The 20,459-nt window shown below is 73.6% G+C and carries 13 protein-coding genes; 5 read left to right on the forward strand and 8 right to left on the reverse strand.

What is annotated here, in order from left to right:
* Positions 1-217: 217 nt before the first annotated feature.
* Positions 218-1,663, forward strand: a complete 1,446-nt coding sequence (locus ACSNN9_RS15085; protein WP_436673748.1) for a hypothetical protein — start codon at positions 218-220, stop codon at positions 1,661-1,663.
* Between the two features lie 76 nt (positions 1,664-1,739).
* Here the strand turns inward: ACSNN9_RS15085 and ACSNN9_RS15090 are convergent, their stop codons facing one another.
* From ACSNN9_RS15090 to ACSNN9_RS15105, 4 genes are read right to left on the reverse strand one after another with little or no spacing between them, the layout of a single operon-like run.
* On the reverse strand, positions 1,740-2,822 hold the full coding sequence (locus ACSNN9_RS15090) for a hypothetical protein (RefSeq protein WP_436673749.1): 1,083 nt from the start codon (positions 2,820-2,822) through the stop codon (positions 1,740-1,742).
* Positions 2,819-3,880, reverse strand: a complete 1,062-nt coding sequence (locus tag ACSNN9_RS15095) for a TNT domain-containing protein (RefSeq protein WP_436673751.1) — start codon at positions 3,878-3,880, stop codon at positions 2,819-2,821. The genes ACSNN9_RS15090 and ACSNN9_RS15095 overlap by 4 nt, the downstream gene beginning before the upstream one ends.
* Positions 3,880-6,792, reverse strand: coding sequence for an ATP-binding protein (locus tag ACSNN9_RS15100; protein ID WP_436673752.1), 2,913 nt, complete (start codon positions 6,790-6,792; stop codon positions 3,880-3,882). Before ACSNN9_RS15100 ends, ACSNN9_RS15095 begins: the two co-directional genes overlap by 1 nt.
* Positions 6,789-8,792, reverse strand: a complete 2,004-nt coding sequence (locus tag ACSNN9_RS15105) for a hypothetical protein (protein WP_436673753.1) — start codon at positions 8,790-8,792, stop codon at positions 6,789-6,791. The genes ACSNN9_RS15100 and ACSNN9_RS15105 overlap by 4 nt, the downstream gene beginning before the upstream one ends.
* A 330-nt stretch (positions 8,793-9,122) precedes the next feature.
* Between ACSNN9_RS15105 and ACSNN9_RS15110 the strand changes: the two genes are divergently transcribed.
* From ACSNN9_RS15110 to ACSNN9_RS15125, 4 genes are all read left to right on the forward strand, one after another.
* On the forward strand, positions 9,123-12,929 hold the full coding sequence (locus ACSNN9_RS15110) for an nSTAND1 domain-containing NTPase (RefSeq protein WP_436673754.1): 3,807 nt from the start codon (positions 9,123-9,125) through the stop codon (positions 12,927-12,929).
* A 130-nt stretch (positions 12,930-13,059) separates the two neighbouring features.
* On the forward strand, positions 13,060-13,785 hold the full coding sequence (locus ACSNN9_RS15115; RefSeq protein ID WP_436673756.1) for a FadR/GntR family transcriptional regulator: 726 nt from the start codon (positions 13,060-13,062) through the stop codon (positions 13,783-13,785).
* Positions 13,782-14,633 carry a sterol desaturase family protein gene (locus ACSNN9_RS15120; RefSeq protein WP_436673757.1) on the forward strand — a complete coding sequence of 284 codons (852 nt, stop codon included), beginning with the start codon at positions 13,782-13,784 and terminating at the stop codon, positions 14,631-14,633. The genes ACSNN9_RS15115 and ACSNN9_RS15120 overlap by 4 nt, the downstream gene beginning before the upstream one ends.
* Complete coding sequence (locus ACSNN9_RS15125; RefSeq protein ID WP_436673759.1) at positions 14,630-15,298, forward strand: lysoplasmalogenase; 669 nt, start codon at positions 14,630-14,632, stop codon at positions 15,296-15,298. Before ACSNN9_RS15120 ends, ACSNN9_RS15125 begins: the two co-directional genes overlap by 4 nt.
* 67 nt (positions 15,299-15,365) lie before the next feature.
* Here ACSNN9_RS15125 and ACSNN9_RS15130 read toward each other — a convergent pair whose 3' ends face one another.
* The 4 genes from ACSNN9_RS15130 to ACSNN9_RS15145 form a co-directional block, all read right to left on the reverse strand.
* Positions 15,366-16,253, reverse strand: a complete 888-nt coding sequence (locus tag ACSNN9_RS15130; RefSeq protein ID WP_436673760.1) for a hypothetical protein — start codon at positions 16,251-16,253, stop codon at positions 15,366-15,368.
* A 147-nt stretch (positions 16,254-16,400) separates the two neighbouring features.
* Positions 16,401-17,456, reverse strand: a complete 1,056-nt coding sequence (locus ACSNN9_RS15135; RefSeq protein WP_436673761.1) for an enediyne biosynthesis protein — start codon at positions 17,454-17,456, stop codon at positions 16,401-16,403.
* Positions 17,453-19,357, reverse strand: a complete 1,905-nt coding sequence (locus ACSNN9_RS15140) for a CRTAC1 family protein (protein ID WP_436673762.1) — start codon at positions 19,355-19,357, stop codon at positions 17,453-17,455. Before ACSNN9_RS15140 ends, ACSNN9_RS15135 begins: the two co-directional genes overlap by 4 nt.
* 454 nt (positions 19,358-19,811) lie before the next feature.
* Complete coding sequence (locus ACSNN9_RS15145; protein ID WP_436673764.1) at positions 19,812-20,447, reverse strand: MerR family transcriptional regulator; 636 nt, start codon at positions 20,445-20,447, stop codon at positions 19,812-19,814.
* Positions 20,448-20,459: the final 12 nt, after the last annotated feature.

Raw genomic sequence — 20,459 nt, forward strand, 5'->3', positions numbered from 1 at the left:
CCCCCCCCCCCCCCCCCCCCCCCCCCCCCCCCCGGGCGGGGCACCGCCACGGGCGGGCGACGGCGGCCCCGCGGACCACCCCGGTCCGCGGGGCCGCCGCGTGGGGTCACCCTTTACGCGGGCGCGCGCGGCCGCGACGGTAGCGTGGCGCCACAGCACGGCCCGTGGCGCGGACTTCCCGCCGGCGTGGCGCTCGCGATCGTACGGAGGAGGATTCATGTCCCACGGCGACGACCCGTTCGCGGCACGCGAGGACGCGGCCTCGCGGCCGAGCTTCGACCTCGCGCTGCGCGGCTACGACAAGCGGCAGGTGGACCGCTTCGTCGAGCAGGTCGACGGCGAGCGGTCGGCCCTGGCCGCCGAGCGCGACCGGACCTCGGCCCAGCTGCGCGAGCTGACCGTCGAGGTGCACCGGCTGCGGGCGGAGGCGACCGAGCTGCGGGACCGGCCGGCCCAGCCGGACCGGGCGTCCTTCCGCGACCTCGGCCCGATGGTCGACCAGATCCTGGCCCTGGCCGAGAAGCAGGCCGCGGCCATCACCGACGCCGCCGGGCAGCGGGCCGCCGAGCGGGAGGCCGAGGCGGAGCGGGTGCTCACCGAGGCCCGCGAGCAGGCCGCCACGACGCTGCGGGAGCTGACGGAGGAGGCGGCCGCGCGGCGCGACGAGCACGACCGGGAGCACGAGGAGCGCCGCGCCAACGCCCAGGCCGAGCTCACCAGGATCCGGGAGGCGGCGGAACGGCTGCGGGCGGCCGGCGAGGCGGCCCACGACCACGCGCTGCAGGAGGCGAAGCGGATCGACGAGCAGACCGCCCAGCAGGTCGAGCAGGCCCGCGCCGAGTCCGAGGCGTTCCTGGCCTCGGCCCGCACCCAGATCCAGCAGGAGGTGCAGGCGGCGCGCGCGAAGACCCAGCAGGAACTGGGCCAGTGGCAGGCCGGCGTCGAGCGGGAGATCAACGAGCGGCGGGCCGCCGCCGAGCAGGAGATCGCCGAGCAGCTCGCGTCCGCCGAGCGGGAGCTCGGCGCCCAGCGTACGGCGGCCGAGCAGGAGATCGCGACGCTGATCGCGGAGGCCCAGCAGTACGCGGCCAAGGTGCGTCAGCACGTGGACGAGCAGGCCGCGACCCACCAGCAGCAGCTCGCCGCGGCGCAGCAGGGCATCCGGGACCGGCGGGAGGCGCTGGCCCGGATGCAGTCCGAACTGGACACCGCGCAGCAGCAGCTGACCCAGGCGCGGCAGGAGAGCGCGAGCATCGAGCGCGAGTTCGCCGAGGTGCAGCAGCGCCTCGCCGAGACCCGGCAGGAGCTGACCGACGAGCTGCACCGCCTCGACGAGGCGCGCCGGGCCGCGGACTCCGCCGAGCAGCACGCCAAGGAGGTCCGCGCCCGGGTCAAGCGGGAGGCGAAGCGGGTGGCCGACCTGGCCGCGGCGGCGGTCATGGCGGCCGCCACGGGCGGCGCGGAGACCGCGGAGTACCCGCAGGTCGCGGCCCGGCCGAGGCCGGAGCGGCCGGCGCCGGTGGCGATGGCGGTGGAACGCCCCGACGACACGGCCCCGGACGGCGGCGACGACGAGGCGGCGTCAGTCCCCGCCGACGGCGGGCGGGCCCCGGCCGAGGCGTCGGCGCCGCAGCCGGCAAACCAGGTGGTGACGGCCGGCTGACCGGGCGGCGGCTGCGGTCCAGGCCGGTCAACTCAGCCTGGACCAACGCTGGTTGCGGGCCCGAGTCACCGGGCTGTCAGGTGCCCGCCGCCGGGCCCCAGGGAGCGGACGGCCCCTGAGGAGGCGGGAACGGGCCGGGGCCGGCGGGCGGAACCGGCGGATCGAAGGCCACCGGGGGACCCTCGGCCCGCGGCCACGCGGATGGGACGGGCGGTCCGGCGGGCGGCGGCACCGGGTGGAGGGGCGTCGTGGTGTGCCACCCCGTTCCGCTGTCGCCCGATGGCCAGGCCGCGGTGGATGACGCGGCGCGCTGCCGCAACGCGTCGACGGCTCGTACCGCGTCCACGGCGGCCGCCAGTTTCCCGTACCGCCAGGCGGGATGGAACAGCGCGTGCGTCCAGTGCACCGTCAGCGCCGCCAGCACGAAGGGACGAGCGGTGTCGGCCAACGTCACTCCCATCAGGCTGACGTCCCGCACCCCGACGAAAACACTCACGCCACAGGCGGCGATGGCGACCGCGGAGGTCCACCTCCGGCGGCGCAGCAGCGCGAAGACGCTCGCGGTCAGGGCCAGGACGATCAGGTCGGGGTCGCCGCCGAGCAGCAGACAGGTGTAGCCGACCAGTCGTACGTCGAGTGCCCGCCGTGACGAGCGGGCGGCGAGCCGTCCGGTCACCGCCTCGCCCCGGGCGGCCCGCTCGGCCAGGTCCCGCCTGCCGCGGCGGCTGACGAGCACCGCGTACGTCTCGACCAGTGCCAGCACGACGACCGCGACGATCCCCGACGGTTGCCCCCAGTCCCCGTCGAAGGTGCGGCTGCTGACGAGGAGCAGCGCCAGAGGCACGAGCGGGAGTGCCCAGACGGTTCCCGGCACCCCGCCGACGCCGACGACGAGCGCCATGGTGCCGGCGAGCACGGCAAGCGGGAATGCCAGGACCACCACGGGGCCGCTGAGAGTGAAGCCCAGCACCACGGCGGCCACGACGGCGGCGATGATCCAGTATCGGCCCCAGCGCAGGTCGCCGGGCGCGGTGTCGTCGGGCGCCGTGACAGCGTCCGGCGCGAATCGCCTGCGCAGGGATGAGAAGGCCGCCGGTCGGGGCGGCGGTACGGCGGGGGAAGTGTGGTCCGGGCCGGGTGCGGCCGGCGGTGGGGTCATGACGTCCTCCCGGTCTCCGCCGGTCCGTCCTGCTGAGCGGCACGCACGTCGTCGATTAGTCCGGTCATCGGCTCGGGGCCGACTCGTTCGATCACACCCTTGTCGAGCAGCTCCCGGATGGAGAGGGGGAGCAGGTACTGGATGCCGCCTCCGGCGCGGCCGAACGCGCCCTCCGCCGGACCGGCCTCCACGTCGTACGGTTCCAGGACCCGGTACTGACGGTCCTCTCTGGCCATGTCGGCCCCGAACGGGGACAGCTCCGCCGGGAGCGGCGGCAACGAGCGCGCCTGCTCCGAGGTCCCCTCCGGGCTGGCGTAGCGCCCTCCGGAGATGGTGCCGTCGTCGTTCTCGTAGCCCTCGCCGCCCTGCCGGATCATCACCTCGCCGGGCTGTAGCGTCCGGCTCTCCTTGACGGCCTCCTCGTCGCGGACGACGAACCCGTCCTGCTCCGGGTAACGCAGCACGCGGCGAACGGCACCGGCAGCCGGTTCCCCGAGGCCGCCCGGTTCCTGGCTCTTGACCTCTTTTTCGGGGCCGCCCGGTTCCAGAGGCTCGACCTTGGTGAACTCCTCGAGGAAGCTCTCCCGGTCGTACCCCCGCACCGGCAACGGCGCGATCTGCTCGCGGTACTCCTGCCGCGTCCGCCAAGCCGGGCCGTCGCGGCCGGCGACGTCGGGTCCGTCCGGTGGCGGCCCGCCCGGCGGCGGCGCGTCGGCCACCGCACCCGCACGGCCCTCGGCGGGCCGAGCGTCGGGCGCCGCTGACGACGTCTCGGTCCGCGCGGCACGCCGATCCTCCGTCGCCTCACCGGCGCCACGGGCGGGGGCCTCGACGTTCTCGTCGCGCCGGACCGGGGCGCGGTCGGCAGCCCGCTCGGCGGCCGATTCCCGTGGCACGGAGCCGAAGACCTCCCGGTCGAACCACCGCTCCAGGTTCAGTCCGTGCCGGGTCGTGAGGACCTCCGCGACGAAGGCGCGCGCGGTGTCGCCCCGTCCGGGGCTGTCGCCTCCGCTGTCACCGTGCTCCGGTGTCGTCTCGTTCTCCCGGTCGATCGGCATCATGCCTCCTCTGGTGTGGGGTCGGGAGTCGGGTTGTCGGTCGCCGCGGCGGGATCCACGTACGCCCGCAGCCAGCCGGCGTCCGGCCAGGCGTGCAGCGCGCTCTCGGCCCGCGCGGACCAGTCCGGGTCGTCGAACCGTGCGCCGACGGCGTCCTCCAGGGCGGAGGGAGTGCACACGCCGAGCAGCAACCGCCGTGGTGTCGTCTCGGGGTACGTCGCGACCAGGCGGGCGCGGGTCAGCCGGAGCTGCTCGCCGACGGTGCGTCCGGGCACCGGCGCGCCCAGCCACCGCTCCCACCGCGCGCTGGCCGAGTGCCGGCCGGCGTCGGGCCGCGCGGCCGCGAGCAGGTGCAGGTCACGCAGGACCCGGACCCACCGGTACGCCGGCGCCAGCCAGGCGGGCTCATCCGGCGGGCACGGCGGCCCGCCGTCGAGCCCGGCGAGCAGCGCGGCGAGCACATGCGTGGCGAGTCGGGCCGGCCCGATCGTGCGTGCGAACATCACGGACCTGCTGGCCACCGCGGCGTCCACCGCCTCCGCCAGGCACAGCCGCAGGTGGCTCCGGTCGTGCGCGCGCAGCGCCCGGAGGAGATCCGCGCCGGGCGGCAGCTGTGGGTGACCGACGAGGTGCCCGACCACCGTCAGTTCGGCCCACAGGGCCAACCGTGGATCGGCGGTCGCCAGTCGGCGCGCCCGGACCAGTTCCTCCAGGGGCGCGGGCGGCCCGGCGGCCGGGTCGACGGCCGTGGCCAGCAGCGCCGCTGACGCGGGCGGCTCGGGCACATGTCGTTCCCGCCCGGTGCCGTCGGGCATCCGGGCCAGCACCGGCGCGTCCATGCCGTCCGTGAACACGGCGGCGGTGCCCGGCCGCAGGGCGACCAGGTACTCGGACTGGCGCGGCGACAGGTTCATCGTGGCGCCGACGGCGTCCCGATCGTCGCGTGCCGGCAATCGGTGCACGATCTTCACGGCCGTGTTCTTGATGACGTCGGCGATGAGCTTGTCCGGGATCTGCTCGGCGATGACCAGCCCCTCCCCGTACGCGCGGATCTCGGCGAGCATCCCGGCGAACATCTCGACCGCCTGGTCGACCGCGCCGCCGGCGCCGGCGCGCCGCAGCAGTCGGTGCGCCTCCTCGATCACCGTCAGGTGCCGCAGACGATCGGCGTCGACGGCATGCACCCGCAGGTGCTCCGTGAGCCGGACCAGCAGCGTGCCCATGAGGAACGCCTTGTCCCGGTCGTCGCCGACGTCCTCGATCTCGATGACGACGGGGCGGCGCAGCAGCTCCGCGACGTCGATCGGGTACCGGCCGTCGAAGAAGCGCCCGGTGGTGCCCGACCGGAGGCTGGACAGGCGTACCCGGATGAACCCCCGCACGTTGTCCCGTACCTCCCGCCCGTAGCCGATCTCGTCCACGACGTCGGCGGCGGTCCGCTCCAGATCGGCCAGGCGCGGGTACCGGGGCCGCAGCGGGACGTCGCCGGTCTCCGGGTCGACGTCGGGCCGGCCGAGGACCAGGTCCCAGCCGAGCTCCTCGTAGCACCGCGTGAGCGCGGTGGTGAGGACCTGGGGGAACGGCTCCTCGGCCTGGAACGCGGCGAGGAACGATGCGCGGACCAGGTCGAGGTGCGTCTGCAGCGGAAACCCGGCGGCCGGCTCCAGTGGGTTGAGCCCCACCGGGACGTCGGCGGGCGCGCCCGGCCTGACCACCACCACGTCGGCAAGCCCGGCCAACCGCGTGGCCATCGCCCGGTACTCCGCCTTGGCCGGTTCGATCACCAGCCACGGCAGTCCCTGTCGGGTCGCCTCCTCGAGCAGGTGCCGGACCGTCTGCGACTTGCCCGCGCCGGTGGCGCCGCAGACGAAGGTGTGCCGGTTCAGGCTGCTGTACGGCAGACGGATCGCCCCGGCCGGCCGTTCGTCCCGGTCGAGCACGTCCCCGAGCGTGACGGCGTCCGACGCCGCCTCCGTCTCGGGAACGACGTCGAAGTCCGGGCGGCGTACCCGGCGGACCCCCGGGATCTCGTCGCGGGGCGCGCGGGCGAGCGCGGCGAGCACGGCGGAACCGGCGGCGAAGTGACCGGGAAGCGCATCGGTCTCGTCCAACTCCGCCAGCCCGGCACTCCGGTCGCCGACGACGAGGGTGTACGGCAGATCCGGCGCCTGAAGCGCCGCCGCCACGAGTGCCGCGACCCGGAGCGCGGCGTCCTCGTCGCCGCCGCCCGCGGCGAGTGTCAGCCTCCACAGGCCGCTGGTCTCCGCCCGGCGCAGTTCCCGGTGGCGCTCTCCGTGCCGCTGCGCCTGCACGGTGGCCAGTGGCGAGGTTCCCGCCCGGCTGCGCGCCAGCCGGTCCGCCGCCTCGACAGCGGCGGTCAGCCCGGCCGCCTCGTCGGCGCCGATCGGCTCGGCGAGCACGAACCAGGCGAAGGGCCCCGCCCAGATGGACAGCAGGCAGTCCTCCAGCGAGGGTGGCAGCTCGCCGCGCCCTTCGCCGGGGTTCGGGGACTCGACGGTGAGCGGATCCACGATGGCGCCGATCGTGGTCCATTGCGGCATCCGCGAACAGAGCGTCCGGGCGGCGCCCGGCGGAAGGGGGCGGCCGTGCGCGCCCAGGGGCAAAGCGAGCCGATGCCCGCTGTCCTCCGTGGAGGGCGCCGGCTCGGCGGTCGGCACACCGCCGGAGAGCAGCCGGACCGGACCGCCCGTCCGCTCCCGGCACCAGGCCCACAACACCGGCAGGTTGCGCCGGTGGGCACCACTGAGCGCGGCGAGCCGGTGGGTGCGGTCCGGCTCCCCGACCGGCTGCTCGCCGGAGGCGGCGCGCGGGATGCGGTCCACCGAGTGAACCGGGATGCTGGCGAGCAGATCGGGCAGCCGGACCCGCGGCGCGGCGGAGATGGCCTTCACCGGCCACCTCCTGGGAAGGTCGCGACCGACGACGAGCGGTACGGCGCATCAGTCCCGGGTGCCGGAGTGCGGGCGTCCGTGGGCGGCGGATCCATCCGGACGCGGGGTAGCGTCACGATGTCGGGGTTGATCTCTATCGGGGTCAGCGACAGTCCGTGCGGCGCGTGGTTCACCAGCAGCAGCAGGTAGTCCGGCAGGCGCTGCAGCACCGTGGGCTCGAGGGCGTACTCGTACACGCGGGAGGCACTGGTCGCCAGCGTCCAGTTGCTCCCCTCGGCGACGCTGCGGGTGGTCCCCCAACTGCGTCCGACGGTGTGCGTCTCGCTCGCGCCGCGCGTCGTACCGGTGCCGGTCCCGCCGGTCCAGCCGCTGCCCAGGGTGGCACTGGTCGGCCAGCCGGCGCCCAGAGGCCCGCTGGCGGAGGCGTTGCCGGACGTACCGCGGTTGGTCGATCGGGTCGACGAGCTGTTGGTGCCGGTGCCCGCCGAATCGGTGGTCCCCTCGTTGTCACCCACCGTGTGTGTCTCGTTGCCCCCGAGGGTGGCGGTGAGCTGGGTGAGCGCCACCTGATGATGGCGGCCGACGAAGTCCGCAGCCCGGGTCGCCTCCTCGTGCTGGCCCAGCCGCATGAACGCCACCGCTCCCGAGCCGAGTCCCCGCAGCGCCTCGTCGCGCAGATGCCGGAAGACGAGCAGCAGCGGTACCCGGTGACGGGCGCACAGGTCGGACAGGCGCTCCAGGTGGCGCTGGGGCAGCTCGTCGGCGCCGGCCACGATCAGTACGTCCGGTCGGTCGGGAGCGTCGACCGCGACGATGTGCGGGAGTGCCTGCACGACCATGTCGCGCAGCAGGTCGTCACGCACGCCGTTGCCGTCCGTGCGGAGGGCGACACAGGTGAGCTGCGGGGCAGGAGCGCCACTCCGCGGCGCGGTACCGAGATCGGCAAGCGGCTCCAGTACCGCCACCATGCGACGGAGCGCGCGCAGGGCGTCGCGTTGCTCCCCCTCGGCGAGCAGGGCGTCCGCCAGCTGGCCGATCTCCTCGGCGGTGAGCAGCGGCGAGGGCTCGAAGCGACCGGACACGACGCGCAGCGCCGCGACGATCCGGCCGATCGAGACGTCGGCCCCGAGCACCCGGCAGACGTCGTGCAGCAGGGTGGTGTCGAGACTGCGGTCCTCACGCCCCTCCGGTCCGGCTCGGCCGTGCATCATCTCCACGAGGGCGTCCACCAGCTCGTCGACGGGCAGGCCGGCGAGGAGCCGGCACCGGCCGAGGTCCCGGGGCAACCACTGGTGGTCGAATCGATGCCCGGCCCGCTGCGCCAGCCGGACGAGCTCCCGCGCGACCCCCTGACCGGAGAGGTCCGCGACCCATACCCGGCATCCCGCGGCCAGCACACCGGCGCCGTACACGGTCAGCAGCGCTTCCCAGCCCCAGAGCGCGCCGCCGTACACGTCGAGACGACGCGGTGGCGCGGGGACGGACAACCACTCGTCGACGCCATCCAGCCGGGCGTGCTCGGCGGCCACCCAGGCCTGCGCCTGCCGGTGCCAGTCCAGCAGGTCCTCCCGCACCCGCGCGGGCACCGCCCGGCGCGCCGAGTGAACCGCCGCCTGTCGGGCCATGCAGAGCACCAGCCAACCGGCGGTGGCCACCGCGGCCAGGAGCGCGAACACGATGGTGGCGCCGGCCCGGGTCGGATGCCCGGAGTTGACGACGGCGCCACAGAACAGAAGCACCACCGCACCGCCGCCGAGCAGCCCGCCAGCCTTCGCCTGTCGGCGTATCCGCAGGAGGCTCGCCTCGTGCGCGGCGTCCCGGTCCCTGGCGAGGGCGGCCGGGTCCGGCGGGCGCAGCGGGAACGGACGCAGCCCTCGGGCGCGGTCCTGGAACCGCCAGCCCAGCCGCGGGCCAGGAGTGAACAGCCGGCGCCAGGCGGCCTCAGTGACGGCGGCCGGTGCGGTCGCGTCCGGCGTGGTCGGCGGTACGGGGGACGTCATGCCGAGGCCTCCCGCCGTGGTGCCCGACCCCCGCCGGCCGCCGCGGCGGCGGCGTACCACCGAAGCGGCGCGGTGGCCGCCACTCGGACCTGCACCATGTCCGTCCTCCTTCTCGTTGCAATGGCCGGCCGCTCGCCCGACAACGTGGAAATTGCAGCGAGGGTCGTTACGACTCGGCGGGAAGCGCTCCTGGCGAATTCCGCAAGTGGGCCCCGCCTCCCGACGGGTCGATCACGCGGTACTGCGATCGCACTTCTGTCTACCGCCCGCGTGCTTTGTTCACGGACCTCGGCTATTGCTGAAAAACAATGAGTGCACAACGATGGCCGGGTGGGACGCCGTGAGAGGGCGTTGGATCCCGACGCCGACCCGATACAGCGCTTCGCCGTCGACCTGCGGCACCTGCGCCGCCGCGCGGGATTGACCTACCAGGAGATGTCGGGCCTGGCCAACTACTCGGTCACCGCCCTGTCGCAGGCCGCCGGCGGGCGGGATCTGCCGACGGCGTCGGTGCTGCGGGCGTACGTCCGTGCGTGCGGCGGCGACGAGAACGCATGGACCCGGCGGTTGTTGACGCTCACCGCGTCGGTGCCCACCAATCGACGGGAAACGGTCGGGGCGGAACCCAGGACTCCCCCTTATCTCGGCATGGAGACGTACCAACCCGAGGACAGGGATCGGTTCTTCGGCCGCGAGCGACTGGTCGCGCAGTTACTGGACAGGCTCGACACGCAACCCTTTCTGGCTGTTTTCGGCCCCTCGGGAAGCGGCAAGTCGTCGTTGCTCCGGGCAGGGATGATCGGCACGATCCGGGCCGACGACGCACCGGCCGGTCGGCACCGGGTGGCCTTGCTCCTCACCCCGGGGCAGCAGCCGCTGCGTGCGCTGGCCAGCAGCCTCGCCGCCCTCGCCGAGCTTCCCCCGGCGGCTGTCCTGGCAGACCTCGAGAGGGACCCGGCCGGCGCCGACCTCCTCGTCCGCACCGCCCTGGCCGGGCGATCGCAGGGCACCGAGGTGGTGCTGGTCGTCGACCAGTTCGAGGAGGTCTTCACCCTCTGCGGCGACGCCCGCCAGCGGGACCGGTTCATCACCGCGCTGCTCGGCATCGCCCTGCGACCGCACTGCCCCGGCAGGGTGGTCCTCGGCGTCCGTGCCGACTTCTACGGTCACTGTGCCAGCGACCGGACGCTGCTCGACGCTCTGCAGGACCGGCAGTTCCTGGTCGGGCAGATGTCCACCGACGAGCTACGGACAGTGGTCACCGAACCGGCCAGGCGGGCGGGCCTGCGGGTCGAGTCCACCCTGGTCGCGGCCGTGGTGGCGGACCTGCGGGCAGGCGGCGGGCCAGGGGCTCTTCCGCACCTGTCCCACGCCCTGCTCGAGACCTGGCGACACCGCCACGGCGACAAGCTCACCCTCGACGCCTACCAGGCCGCCGGCGGGCTGAGCGGTGCGATCGCCCAGACCGCGGACCACCTGTACGACAACCTGGACGAGCCCGGCCGCAGGACCGCCAGATGGATCCTGCTCCGGCTGACCGTCGGCGAGGGCGGTGAGGCGACCCGCCGCCCGGTGGACCGTGCCGAACTGACCGCAGGACCGGACGGCCAACGGGCCGTCGACACCGTGCTGACGGCGTTGACCGCCGCTCGTTTGGTCTCGGTCACCGACGACCGGGTGCAGCTCGCGCACGAGGCGTTGCTGCACGCGTGGCCCACCTTCCAGACCTGGCTGACCGACGACCGCGACGACCTTCGCCTGCAGCGACGACTCAGTCATGCCGCCGCCGAGTGGGCGACGCACGACCGCGACGCCGGCTTCCTCTGGAGAGGCAGCCGGCTTGCCGTGGCATGGCAGTGGACGCAGGCGCATCCGGAGGCGGTCAACGAGCGGGAACGCGAGTTCCTGGTCGCGAGTGGCGCGCTGGAGCGCGACGAGCTGAACACGAGCCGCCGACAGAACCGCCGACTGGCCGTCCTGGCGGCCACTCTTGCCGCGCTGGTGCTGCTCGCCGCGACCGCGACGGCCATCGCCGTCGACCAGCGGCGCACCCTCGCCCGGGAACGGGACCGGGCCACCGCCGAGAAGCTCGCCGTCCAGGCGGCGAGCAGCCCTCACCCGCTCGCGCTGCTGCTCAGTATGGAAAGCCTCCGGCTGAACCCGTCGGACCGCGGTCGCGCGGCCCTGCTGCACGGCGTACTGCGGCCACAGCGCAACACGACCACCCTGACGGGGCACACCGGCAGCGTGCACGCGGTCGTCCTGAGCGCCGACGGGCGGACGGTGGTCTCGGCAGGTGACGACCGCACCGTCCGCCGTTGGGACGTGGCTACCGGAGCGCCCGTCGGAGCGCCCCTCACCGGTCACACCGGCCCCGTCGAGGGCCTGGCGACCAGCCCGGACGGCACGATCGTCTCAGGCGGCGACGACGGCACGATCCGGCGCTGGGACGGCACCACCGGTGAGCCCCTCGGCGAACCGATCCGGGGGCACTCCGACAACGTCAAGTCCGTCGCGATCAGCGCCGATGCCGCGATGATCGTGTCGGGGGGCAAGGACCGCACGGTCCGCCGCTGGCACGCCGCGACCGGTGCCGCACTCGGTCCGCCGCTCGTCGGCCACACCGACCACGTGTGGTCCGTCGCCATGGGCGCCGACCGGCGGTTCATCGTCTCGGCGGGCTGGGATCACACCGTCCGGCGCTGGGACAGCGACACCGGACGCCAGATCGGGGCGCCGCTGCGCGGACACCTCGGTCCGGTGTTGGACGTCGCCGTGCACACCGGCAGTTCGTTGATCGTCTCGGGCGGCCAGGACGGCACGGTGCGGCGCTGGAACGCCGCCTCCGGCACACCCGTCGGCACACCCCTGACCGGACACAGCGCCCCGGTGGATGCGGTCGCCGTCACCCCGGACGGTAAGACCATCATCTCGGCCGGTCGGGACCGGACGGTGCGGTTGTGGAACGCCCGCACGGGAGCGCCACTCGACGCGCCCCTGCTCGGTCACCGCGACCAGGTGCGGTTCGTCGCGGTGAGCAGGGACGGCGGCACCGTCGCCACTGCGGGCCGGGACCGGACCATCCGGCTCTGGCGGACCGAGCCGGGAGCGCCGATCGGCCCGACGCTGCGCGGCGTCAAGGACCAGTTCGCCCGGGTGGCCGCGCACCCTCGCCAGGCGATGATCGCCTCCGGCCACGGCGACGGGACGGTCCGCCGGTGGCACGCCGTCACCGGCGAACCGATCGGCGCGCCACTCGCCGGCCACGGCGACCAAGTCACGTCGGTGGCTTTCTCGCCCGACGGTCGGCGCATCTACTCCGCCAGCCAGGACGGCACGCTCCGACGGTGGGACGCCGCCACCGGCGCGCCGATCGGGGCGGCGTCGCGGGGCCACACCGCCGAGGTCGCCTCGGTCGCGGTGGACCCGACGGGTGCCATGGTCGCCACGGCGGGCTGGGACGGCACGGTACGCCGATGGGACGCCGAAACCGGAGCGCCGCTCGGTCCGCCGCTCCTCGGGCACACGGACACGGTCAACACCGTCCTGTTCGCGCAGGGCGGCGCGATGATCGTGTCCGCGGGTCACGACGGGACCATCCGCCGCTGGGACACCCGCACGGGAACCGCGCGGGGCGGGCCACTCCTCGCGGGGGCGCCGGTCGAGGCACTGGCCGTCAGCCCGGACGGCACGGTCATCGCGGCGGGGTCCGCGCCGAACGCCGTGCGCCGTTGGAAGGCCGAATCGGGCAGCGAGGTGGGCGAGCCGCTGGTCGGGCACCACGAGACGGTGACGCAGGTCACGTTCGACCCCCGTGGTCGGACCATCTCTGCGGTCGACCGCGACGGCGTGATCATCCGGTGGGACGTGGGGACCGGTCGTCGGGCCGGACCGCCCTTGTCCGGATACGTCGACCACGTGGGGAGGGTGGCCTTCGTCCCGGGTACCGCGGCGGTCGCCGTCGCCAGGCCGGACCAGACCATCCAGATCTTCTCCACCGACGTACGACAGTGGGCGGATCACGCCTGCGCCATCGCCGGACGCAACCTCACCCCTGCCGAATGGAACCGGTACGTCGGTCACGGGCAGCCGTACCACCGCACGTGCGCCCGCTTCCCGGTGCCGACCGGCCCGTAGCCCGCGTTCCACGACGCTCACCGCCGCCCGTCGTCGCGACGACGTGCGGGTGGTATCGGCGCTCACGGCTCGGCATCCGACTGGTCCAACCAGTTGACGGGTTGATGTGCGCTGCGCCACACTGCTCGGCATGGCCTTCGCTCCCGTCCCCCGCTCCTCGGTCTCCGACCACGTCTTCGGCCAGATCCGCGACGCCATCGTCAGCGGCGTCTACCGCCCGGACGAGGCGCTGCCCGGCGAGCGGGAGCTGGCCGCCGCCTTCGGGGTCAACCGGCACGCCGTGCGGGAGGCCCTGCGCCGGTTGCAGCAGCTCGGCCTGGTGCGGGTCAGCCAGGGCGGCGCCACCCGGGTGCTGGACTGGCGGGTGCACGCCGGGCTGGACCTCGCCCTGTCGCTCACCCGCTTCCACGACACCCTCCCGGTGGACACCCTGGTCCGCGACATGCTGGAGATGCGGGCCTGCATCGGCGTCGACGCGGCCCGGCTCTGCGCGCAGCGCGGCGGCCCGGACGTCCGGGCCGCGATCATGCGGGCCGTCGAGGAGTACGCGGACCTGGCACCCGACCTGACCGGGATGGGCGAGGCCACCATCGTGCTCTGGCGGCACATCGTCGCCGGCTCCGGCAACACCGCCTACCTGCTGGCCTTCAACAGCCTGGTGGCCGGCGCGCTCGCCGTCGGCGACGTGCCACCGGAGCGGCGCGCCGCGGAGCTGCTCGACGTCGCGGGCCACCGCCGGCTCGCCGACGCCGTCGTCACCGGCCGGGCCGCCGACGCCGCCCGCGAGGCACGGGCCCTGCTCACCGCCCCCCTCACCACCCCCACCGCAGCACCGAGAAGGGAAGCCCGGGCATGATCCCCGCCGTGCTCTACGCCGTACCGGCGTTCCTGCTCCTCATCGTCGTCGAGGCACTCTCCTACCGGTTCGCCCCCGACGACGACGAACGCGGGTACGAGCTGCGCGACACCGCCACCAGCCTGACCATGGGCGCCGGCAGCCAGGTCATCGGCGTGCCGTGGAAGCTGGCGACGATCGGCCTCTACGCCGCCGCGTACACCGTCACGCCGATCCAGCTCTCCCCCACCAGCGTCTGGACGTGGGTGCTGCTGTTCTTCGCCGACGACCTCGCCTACTACTGGTTCCACCGCTCCCACCACGAGGTGCGGCTGCTCTGGGCCGGGCACGTGGTGCACCACTCCAGCGTCTTCTTCAACCTCTCGACGGCACTGCGGCAGAGCTGGACCCCGATGACGTCCGTGCCGTTCTGGCTGGGCCTGGCGCTGCTCGGCATCCCCCCGTGGATGATCTTCCTCCAGCAGTCGGTCAGCCTGCTGTACCAGTTCTTCCTGCACACCGAGCGGATCAACCTGCTGCCCCGCCCCATCGAGTGGATCTTCAACACGCCGTCGCACCACCGGGTCCACCACGGCGCCAACGCCGAGTACCTCGACCGCAACTACGGCGGCATCCTGATCGTCTGGGACCGGCTCTTCGGCACCTTCGAGCCCGAGCGGGCCACCGTCCGGTACGGCCTGACCAAGAACATCGACACGTACAACCCGCTGCGGGTGGCGACCCACGAGTACCGGGCGATCTGGGCCGACGCCCGGGCCGCCTCGTCCTGGCGGCACCGCCTCGGCTACGTGCTCGGCCGGCCGGGCTGGCAGCCCGCCCCGCACGCGCGGCCGGCGGTGGCCCGGTGAGGCGCCTCTGGCCGTTCGGCGTGGTGGCCGCCGTCGAGCTGATCGGCGTCGCGGTCGATTCGACAGTCCTGCAGTGGCTGGCCAAGCCCCTGCTCGCGCCGGTGCTGCTGGTCCACCTGCTGCGGGCGCGCCGGCGCGTCGACCCCGTCGCCGTCGGGCTGGTCTTCGCGACCGGCGGCGACGTAGCGCTGCTGGTGTCGGGCGACACGGCGTTCCTCGTCGGCATGGTGTGCTTCCTCTGCACCCAGGTGGCCTTCCTGACCGCGTTCCTGCGCCACCGGCGGCCGCCGCTCGTCGCGGTCGCCAGCTACCTCGCCTGCTGGGCGGCCGCCAACGCCCTGCTCTGGAACTCCCTGGGCCCGCTGCGGCTGCCGATCCTCGGCTACAGCCTCGCGCTCAGCCTGATGGCCGCCGCCGCGGCCGGGGTCTCCCGGCGGGTCGCCGTCGGCGGGGCGCTGTTCCTCGTCTCCGACCTGCTCATCGGGCTGGAGGCCGCCGGCACCCGGCTGCCCGGCCACGGCCTGGCCGTGATGACCACCTACATCGCGGCCCTGCTGCTCATCACCACCGGCTGGGTGGCCGTGGCCGCCCGCCGGGCCCGGCCCACGCCCGCCGTCGACGGCCCCGCGCCCCGCCCGCGACCGGTGCCGGGCAACGCCCGCTGACCGAGTCGAGGACGCCCCCCGGTCCATTCCGGACCGGGGGGCGTCGTCGTCGCGCCTGCCGCTGTCGTCAGCTGTACGGCATCGTCGGGAACCAGCCCACGCCGAACATGGCCGGCACGCGCAGGTCCCAGTACACGACGGTGAAGACGCCCAGCGCGACCAGCAGCGAGCCGGTCACCGTCGCGGCGCGGCGCGGCGACGCCATCCAGCTGAGGAACCGTCCCCGGGTGAGGAGGATGAGGACCGCGAAGAGCGCCGCCACGATCAGGATGTTGCCCAGCGACTGGAGGGCGAAGGCGAGGGCGCCGTACCCCGGGTTGCCGGTGTCGGCCGCCCAGTGGAACAGCTTGTTGAACAGCGGGTAGGGCCGGCCGATCAGGAAGCCCCCGACCAGGGCGCCCATGACGACCACCCGCGCCACCGGCCGGGTCGCGAAGACGTCGGGCAGCAGGCCGAGGGCCGCCAGCCCGAGGTACGTCAGCGCCAGGCCGATCAGGCCGAAGACCACCGAGGACTGGACCAGGCGGACGGGCATCCCGCCGACGGTGTCGCTGGACAGCTGCGGCAGGCGTTCGCCGAGGAGCACCCCGACCGCGCCGTAGGTCGCCGACACCGCGAGCATGCCGACGCTGAGCCAGGCGACGGGACGCAGCAGCGACCGTACGCCCGGGCGGCGGCCGGTCGCGCCGGCCTGGCTCATCGGGCCGACCGACGCCGCCATCGCGATGTTGCAGGCGGTGAAGGTCCCGGCGAAGCCGGACACGAAGGCGAACAGCAGCCCCGCCGCCGTACCGCTGATGGCGGTGCCCTTCGCGTCGTGGCCGAGGAGGGCGTCGGCGACCGTGTCGCCGATGACCGAGTCGACCAGGTGGAACGACCAGAGCACGGCGAGCAGCACGCCCGCCGCGGCGCTGATCACCGCCGTCCGGCGGCGGCCCGCCGCGGGTGGGGCCACGGGTCGCACCGGCGCATGTCGCGGTGGGGCCTGCGGGGTGGGGTGCACGTTCATCGCCTCGCTCTCGTCTCTGGTACGTGGCCGGTGGGACGAGGCCCGTCGCCGGCGGGCCCACCCGGGGCCGCGCCGGCGACGGACCGACGTGCGTCAGGTGACGGCGGGCCGCACCTCCGGCGCGCTCGCCCGGCGGGAGCGGTCGCGCAGCCAGATGCCCCACCAGAGCAGACCCCGGGCGAGACAGACGATCGTCACGGCGAAGAAGAGCGTGTAGACGACGTTGAAGGCGATCAGCACGCCGTACACGCCCGCGACGCTCGCGCCGAACATGAACTGGGCGCGACCCGAGCTGGGCGTGGTGCCCGGGTCGGTGATCATGTAGTTGGTGAACAGCACGAACGCCACACCGGTGATCGGCAGCAGGGCCGCCCAGAGCGCGACGTCCCAGATGAAGTGCCGCACCAGCGCCTGGATCACGAAGCCGCCCACCCAGCCCACGATCAGCGGGATCTTCTTGGTCAGCACCCCGTTGAGGACCGTGCCGGCCGTCAGGATGATCAGCGGGACGAAGATCCGGATCATGTCCGGGACGTCCTCGGTGAAGTGGTACGGCGGGGCGATGTTGACCCAGGAGAAGGCGACCAGGGTCACCGTGATGCCGAAGTTGGACGGGTTCATGAAGTGCCGCATGCGGCCCTTGATCGGCGCCAGGAAGATCGCCTTCTGGCCGATGGCGACGACCACCGCGAAGGCGATCGGCCAGAAGTTGTCGTTGGCGTAGAGCAGCATGTTCGCGGCGAGCGCGGTGATGTGGGTGGGCAGCAGGAACGTGTACATCCCCCAGGCGCCGTTGCCGAGGAAGGCGGGCGGGCGCTTGTTGGCCCGCGCGGTGACCAGCTCGACCACGATCTCGGTGGCGTAGCCGACCGCCAGGGCGAGGAACGGCCAGGTCCAGGGCTGCTCGAAGCCGAGCACCGTGTACCCGAGGATGTTGAAGATGCTCATGGAGATGGCGAAGTTGCGCAGGGCCAGGTAGCGGGGGTCCCGCCGGTCGACCCGCGGGGGCGCTCCGGGGGTGGCCGCCACCGCCGCGTTGCGGTCGAAGGTGACGGCCGGCACCGGGCTGACCGGCGCGTCGGCGACCGCGGTGCCCCCCACCCCCCGCGGGTCACTACCGGTACGGGCGCTGTCTCGGACGTCGGTCATTTGGGCATCTCCTGGGCTTTGTCCGTGAGCATGATCGTGTGCCAGCCCGCGGCGAGGTCGAGGGTCTGCTTGTGCACGCCACCGTTGAGGTCGCGCCAGGCGATCTCCGCGGAGACCGGCTTGTCACCGGCTTCGCCGAGACCGAAGAAGACGTCGAAGCTGCGCTTGCCCGAGTGGCCGCTGCCGCCGTCGAGCTGGGCGACCCGGGTACGACCGTCCGCGGTCTTCACCCGGACCTGCGCGCCGTACGCGGGCGTGCCGCGGCCGTCCTCGCCCGGCCGGCACAGGCGCAGGCCGAGGAAGTTGCCGCTGCCGGGCTTGTCGTTGCGGTAGTACGACGGGGCGCCCCACTGGCGGGCCACCGCGAAGTCCTGGCCCCCGTCGCCGTTGGTGTCCGCGACGGCCACGCCGCGGCTGGGGGTGCTGTCGGTCATGCCGAGCTCGGCGCTGATGTTCGCGTAGCGCCCGTTCTTCTCCCGGACCCAGAACGCGAACGGCTCGGAGCCGGCGATGTCGTCGCCCGGCTCGGCCTTGGGCCACATGGCCGGGTTGCGGAGCATGAGGTCGTTGCTCATGGCCAGCTCCTGCAGCCACGACCAACGGTTGATCTTGCCCTTGACGAACCCGGCGGTCTGCACCACCGACATCTCGCCGCTGTTGTCGAAGTCCGCCATCTTGGCGTCCCAGCCCCAGCCGACCCAGGCCATGTTGAGTTCGGCGGCCTTGTTGTCGAAGACGGCCTTGCCCTCGCTCAACCGCTTGCGGGCGTCGGCCAGGCTCGACGAGTTGTTGCGCCAGACGAAGTTGCTCTCCTCCAGGCCCCAGGAGGTGGTGATGTTGCTGACGAACATGTCGAACTTGCCGGTGCCGCCGAGGTCGCCGAACTCGATCGACATGCCCTTGAACGAGTCGTGCCCGACCACCATGGACTTCGGGGTCAGCGCGCCGCGGCGGCCCTCGGCGAGCGCGAAGCGGATCTGGCCCGGCGTGGAGACGTTGTGGAAGAAGCGGTCCCGGCCGAAGTCGTTGGCGAGGTACAGCTCGGGCAGCAGGTCGCCGTCGAGGTCGGCGGAGCCGGCGCCGAGGGTCCAGCCGGTGGCGTACTCCGGCGGGATGGCGGACTGTTCGACGTACGTCGCGGTCGGGTTGTCGCCGCTGGTGGCGGCGGTCCAGCGCAGCACGTGCGCCCCGCCGGCGTTCTGCGCCCGGGACAGCGAGTGGTTCATCTCGACGTTCGGCTGCCCGGCCGGGTCGAGGACCTGGCTGTCCGGGAAGTAGTTGAAGACGCCGATGTCCGGGCGGCCGTCGCCGTCGAAGTCCGCGACCGCGACCGCGTTGGTGTTCCAGAACTTGCCCTGGTACTCGCCTCCGGAGGAGGACGGCTGGCCGACCAGCTCGGTGGGCTGGAAGGTCGCCATGGCCAGCGGCGCCTTCGCGGAGGCGCGGTGCAGGAACAGCACCGGGGTGCGGCCCCAGTAGTAGGCGAGCAGGTCGGTGCGGCCGTCGCCGTTGAAGTCGCCGGGCACGCAGCCCATCGGCGCCATCGCCTTGTGGGTGGGCAGGGGCGCGGGGTCCAGCACGAAGGGCGCGTACCGGGCGGGCCCGTCGGGCGCCGGGGTGACGATCACGCTGTCACTGCGGCTGTCGACCAGGCACAGGTCGTTGGCGATCAGGTCGCCGTCGAGGTCGTTGGCGGCGACGGCGGCGCCGACCGAGGACACCCAGGCGCGGATGTGCTCGTACTCGGGATTCACCGGCCGTACGGTGCGCTCGGGCAGGCCGGGCGGCAGCGCGATCGGCAGTTCGGTGAAGCCGAACCGCGAGGCGATCGTCTGGCGTTCCTCGGCCGAGGCGCTGGGCAGCCGGGCGACGGCGAAGAACGCGGCCACGAGGACCAGCACGAAGACAGCGGGAATGATTCGGCGGGTCGCGCCGACGGGTTGGGATGGCAAGGGGTTCCCCTCCGGATTCGGCCACCACCCGTGCCGTGCAGCGGCTGATTGCGCCGTGCGGCCGGGTCTGGCGACGGGCAGTGTCGGCGGCTGAGAAATGGAATGAATTGTCCCGGCGGCAATTTTCTCGCCGTCATCCTCCAGCAGTTCATTGCCGTCGGAACGGAGCATTCACCATGCGGGGCGCTACGGCGTACGTGGCCGGCGCCGCCCATTCCCAGCCGATCGAGGCATGACGTGCGGTCCCTTCACGATGCCTGGTGAACCGGTTGCGAAAGTCGCTGCCGGCTCACTTATGGTCGCGGGACCACGGCCCGAGTTCTTCTCAAAAGTTGCTCAGTGGCCGACTGGGCGCCACACGTTACCCGCCGGTCGGATCCGGCATCCCGGCCGTTGGCGGCCTTCAGTCGACCGCATTCCCTGGGAATCGCAGCGCGGCGTGGTGCTCGTGCGCCATGCGGCGCAGGGCGGACAGGGCGACCCCGAACAGAACGCTGCGGACGATCGCGGGGCCCTTCTCGGTCCCGCCGTCGTCGGCGAGCAGGTCGAGTTCCGCGACGACGAGCTGCTCGGCGGCGCGGGCGTAGGAGACGAAGAAGGAGGCCTCAGCCGCGCAGCCGAGGCTGCGCAGCCCGGCCAGGACCTGCGCCAGCACGTCGCCGCCGCACGCGCTGGCGTCGCGGGACCAGCCGAGCGCGTCGGCGAACTCGGCCACCTCCTCGCGGGCGCGGTCCACGGCGGCCCGACCCAGCGCCTCCGACCCGTCGAGGTAGAGGGCGTTGTCCACGATCTGGTACGCGTCCCGCAGCGTGACCTCGTCGTCGTCGATGGCGGCCAGGATCTCCCGGACCGAGGAAAGGTCGAGACCGGCGATCCCGCTCAGGGTCCGGATCAGCCGAATCCGCCGCAAATGCCGCTCGCTGTAGTCCGCCTGATTGCGACCGGTGGGCAGACCCGCCGGCAGCAACCCCTCACGCAGATAGAACTTGATCGTCGGGACCGACACGCCACTCTGTCGACTGAGCTCCGAGATACGCACGCGTCCTCCGCC

This window comes from Micromonospora sp. URMC 107 (genome assembly GCF_051386315.1).
In the GTDB taxonomy this organism is placed as follows: Bacteria; Actinomycetota; Actinomycetes; order Mycobacteriales; family Micromonosporaceae; genus Micromonospora.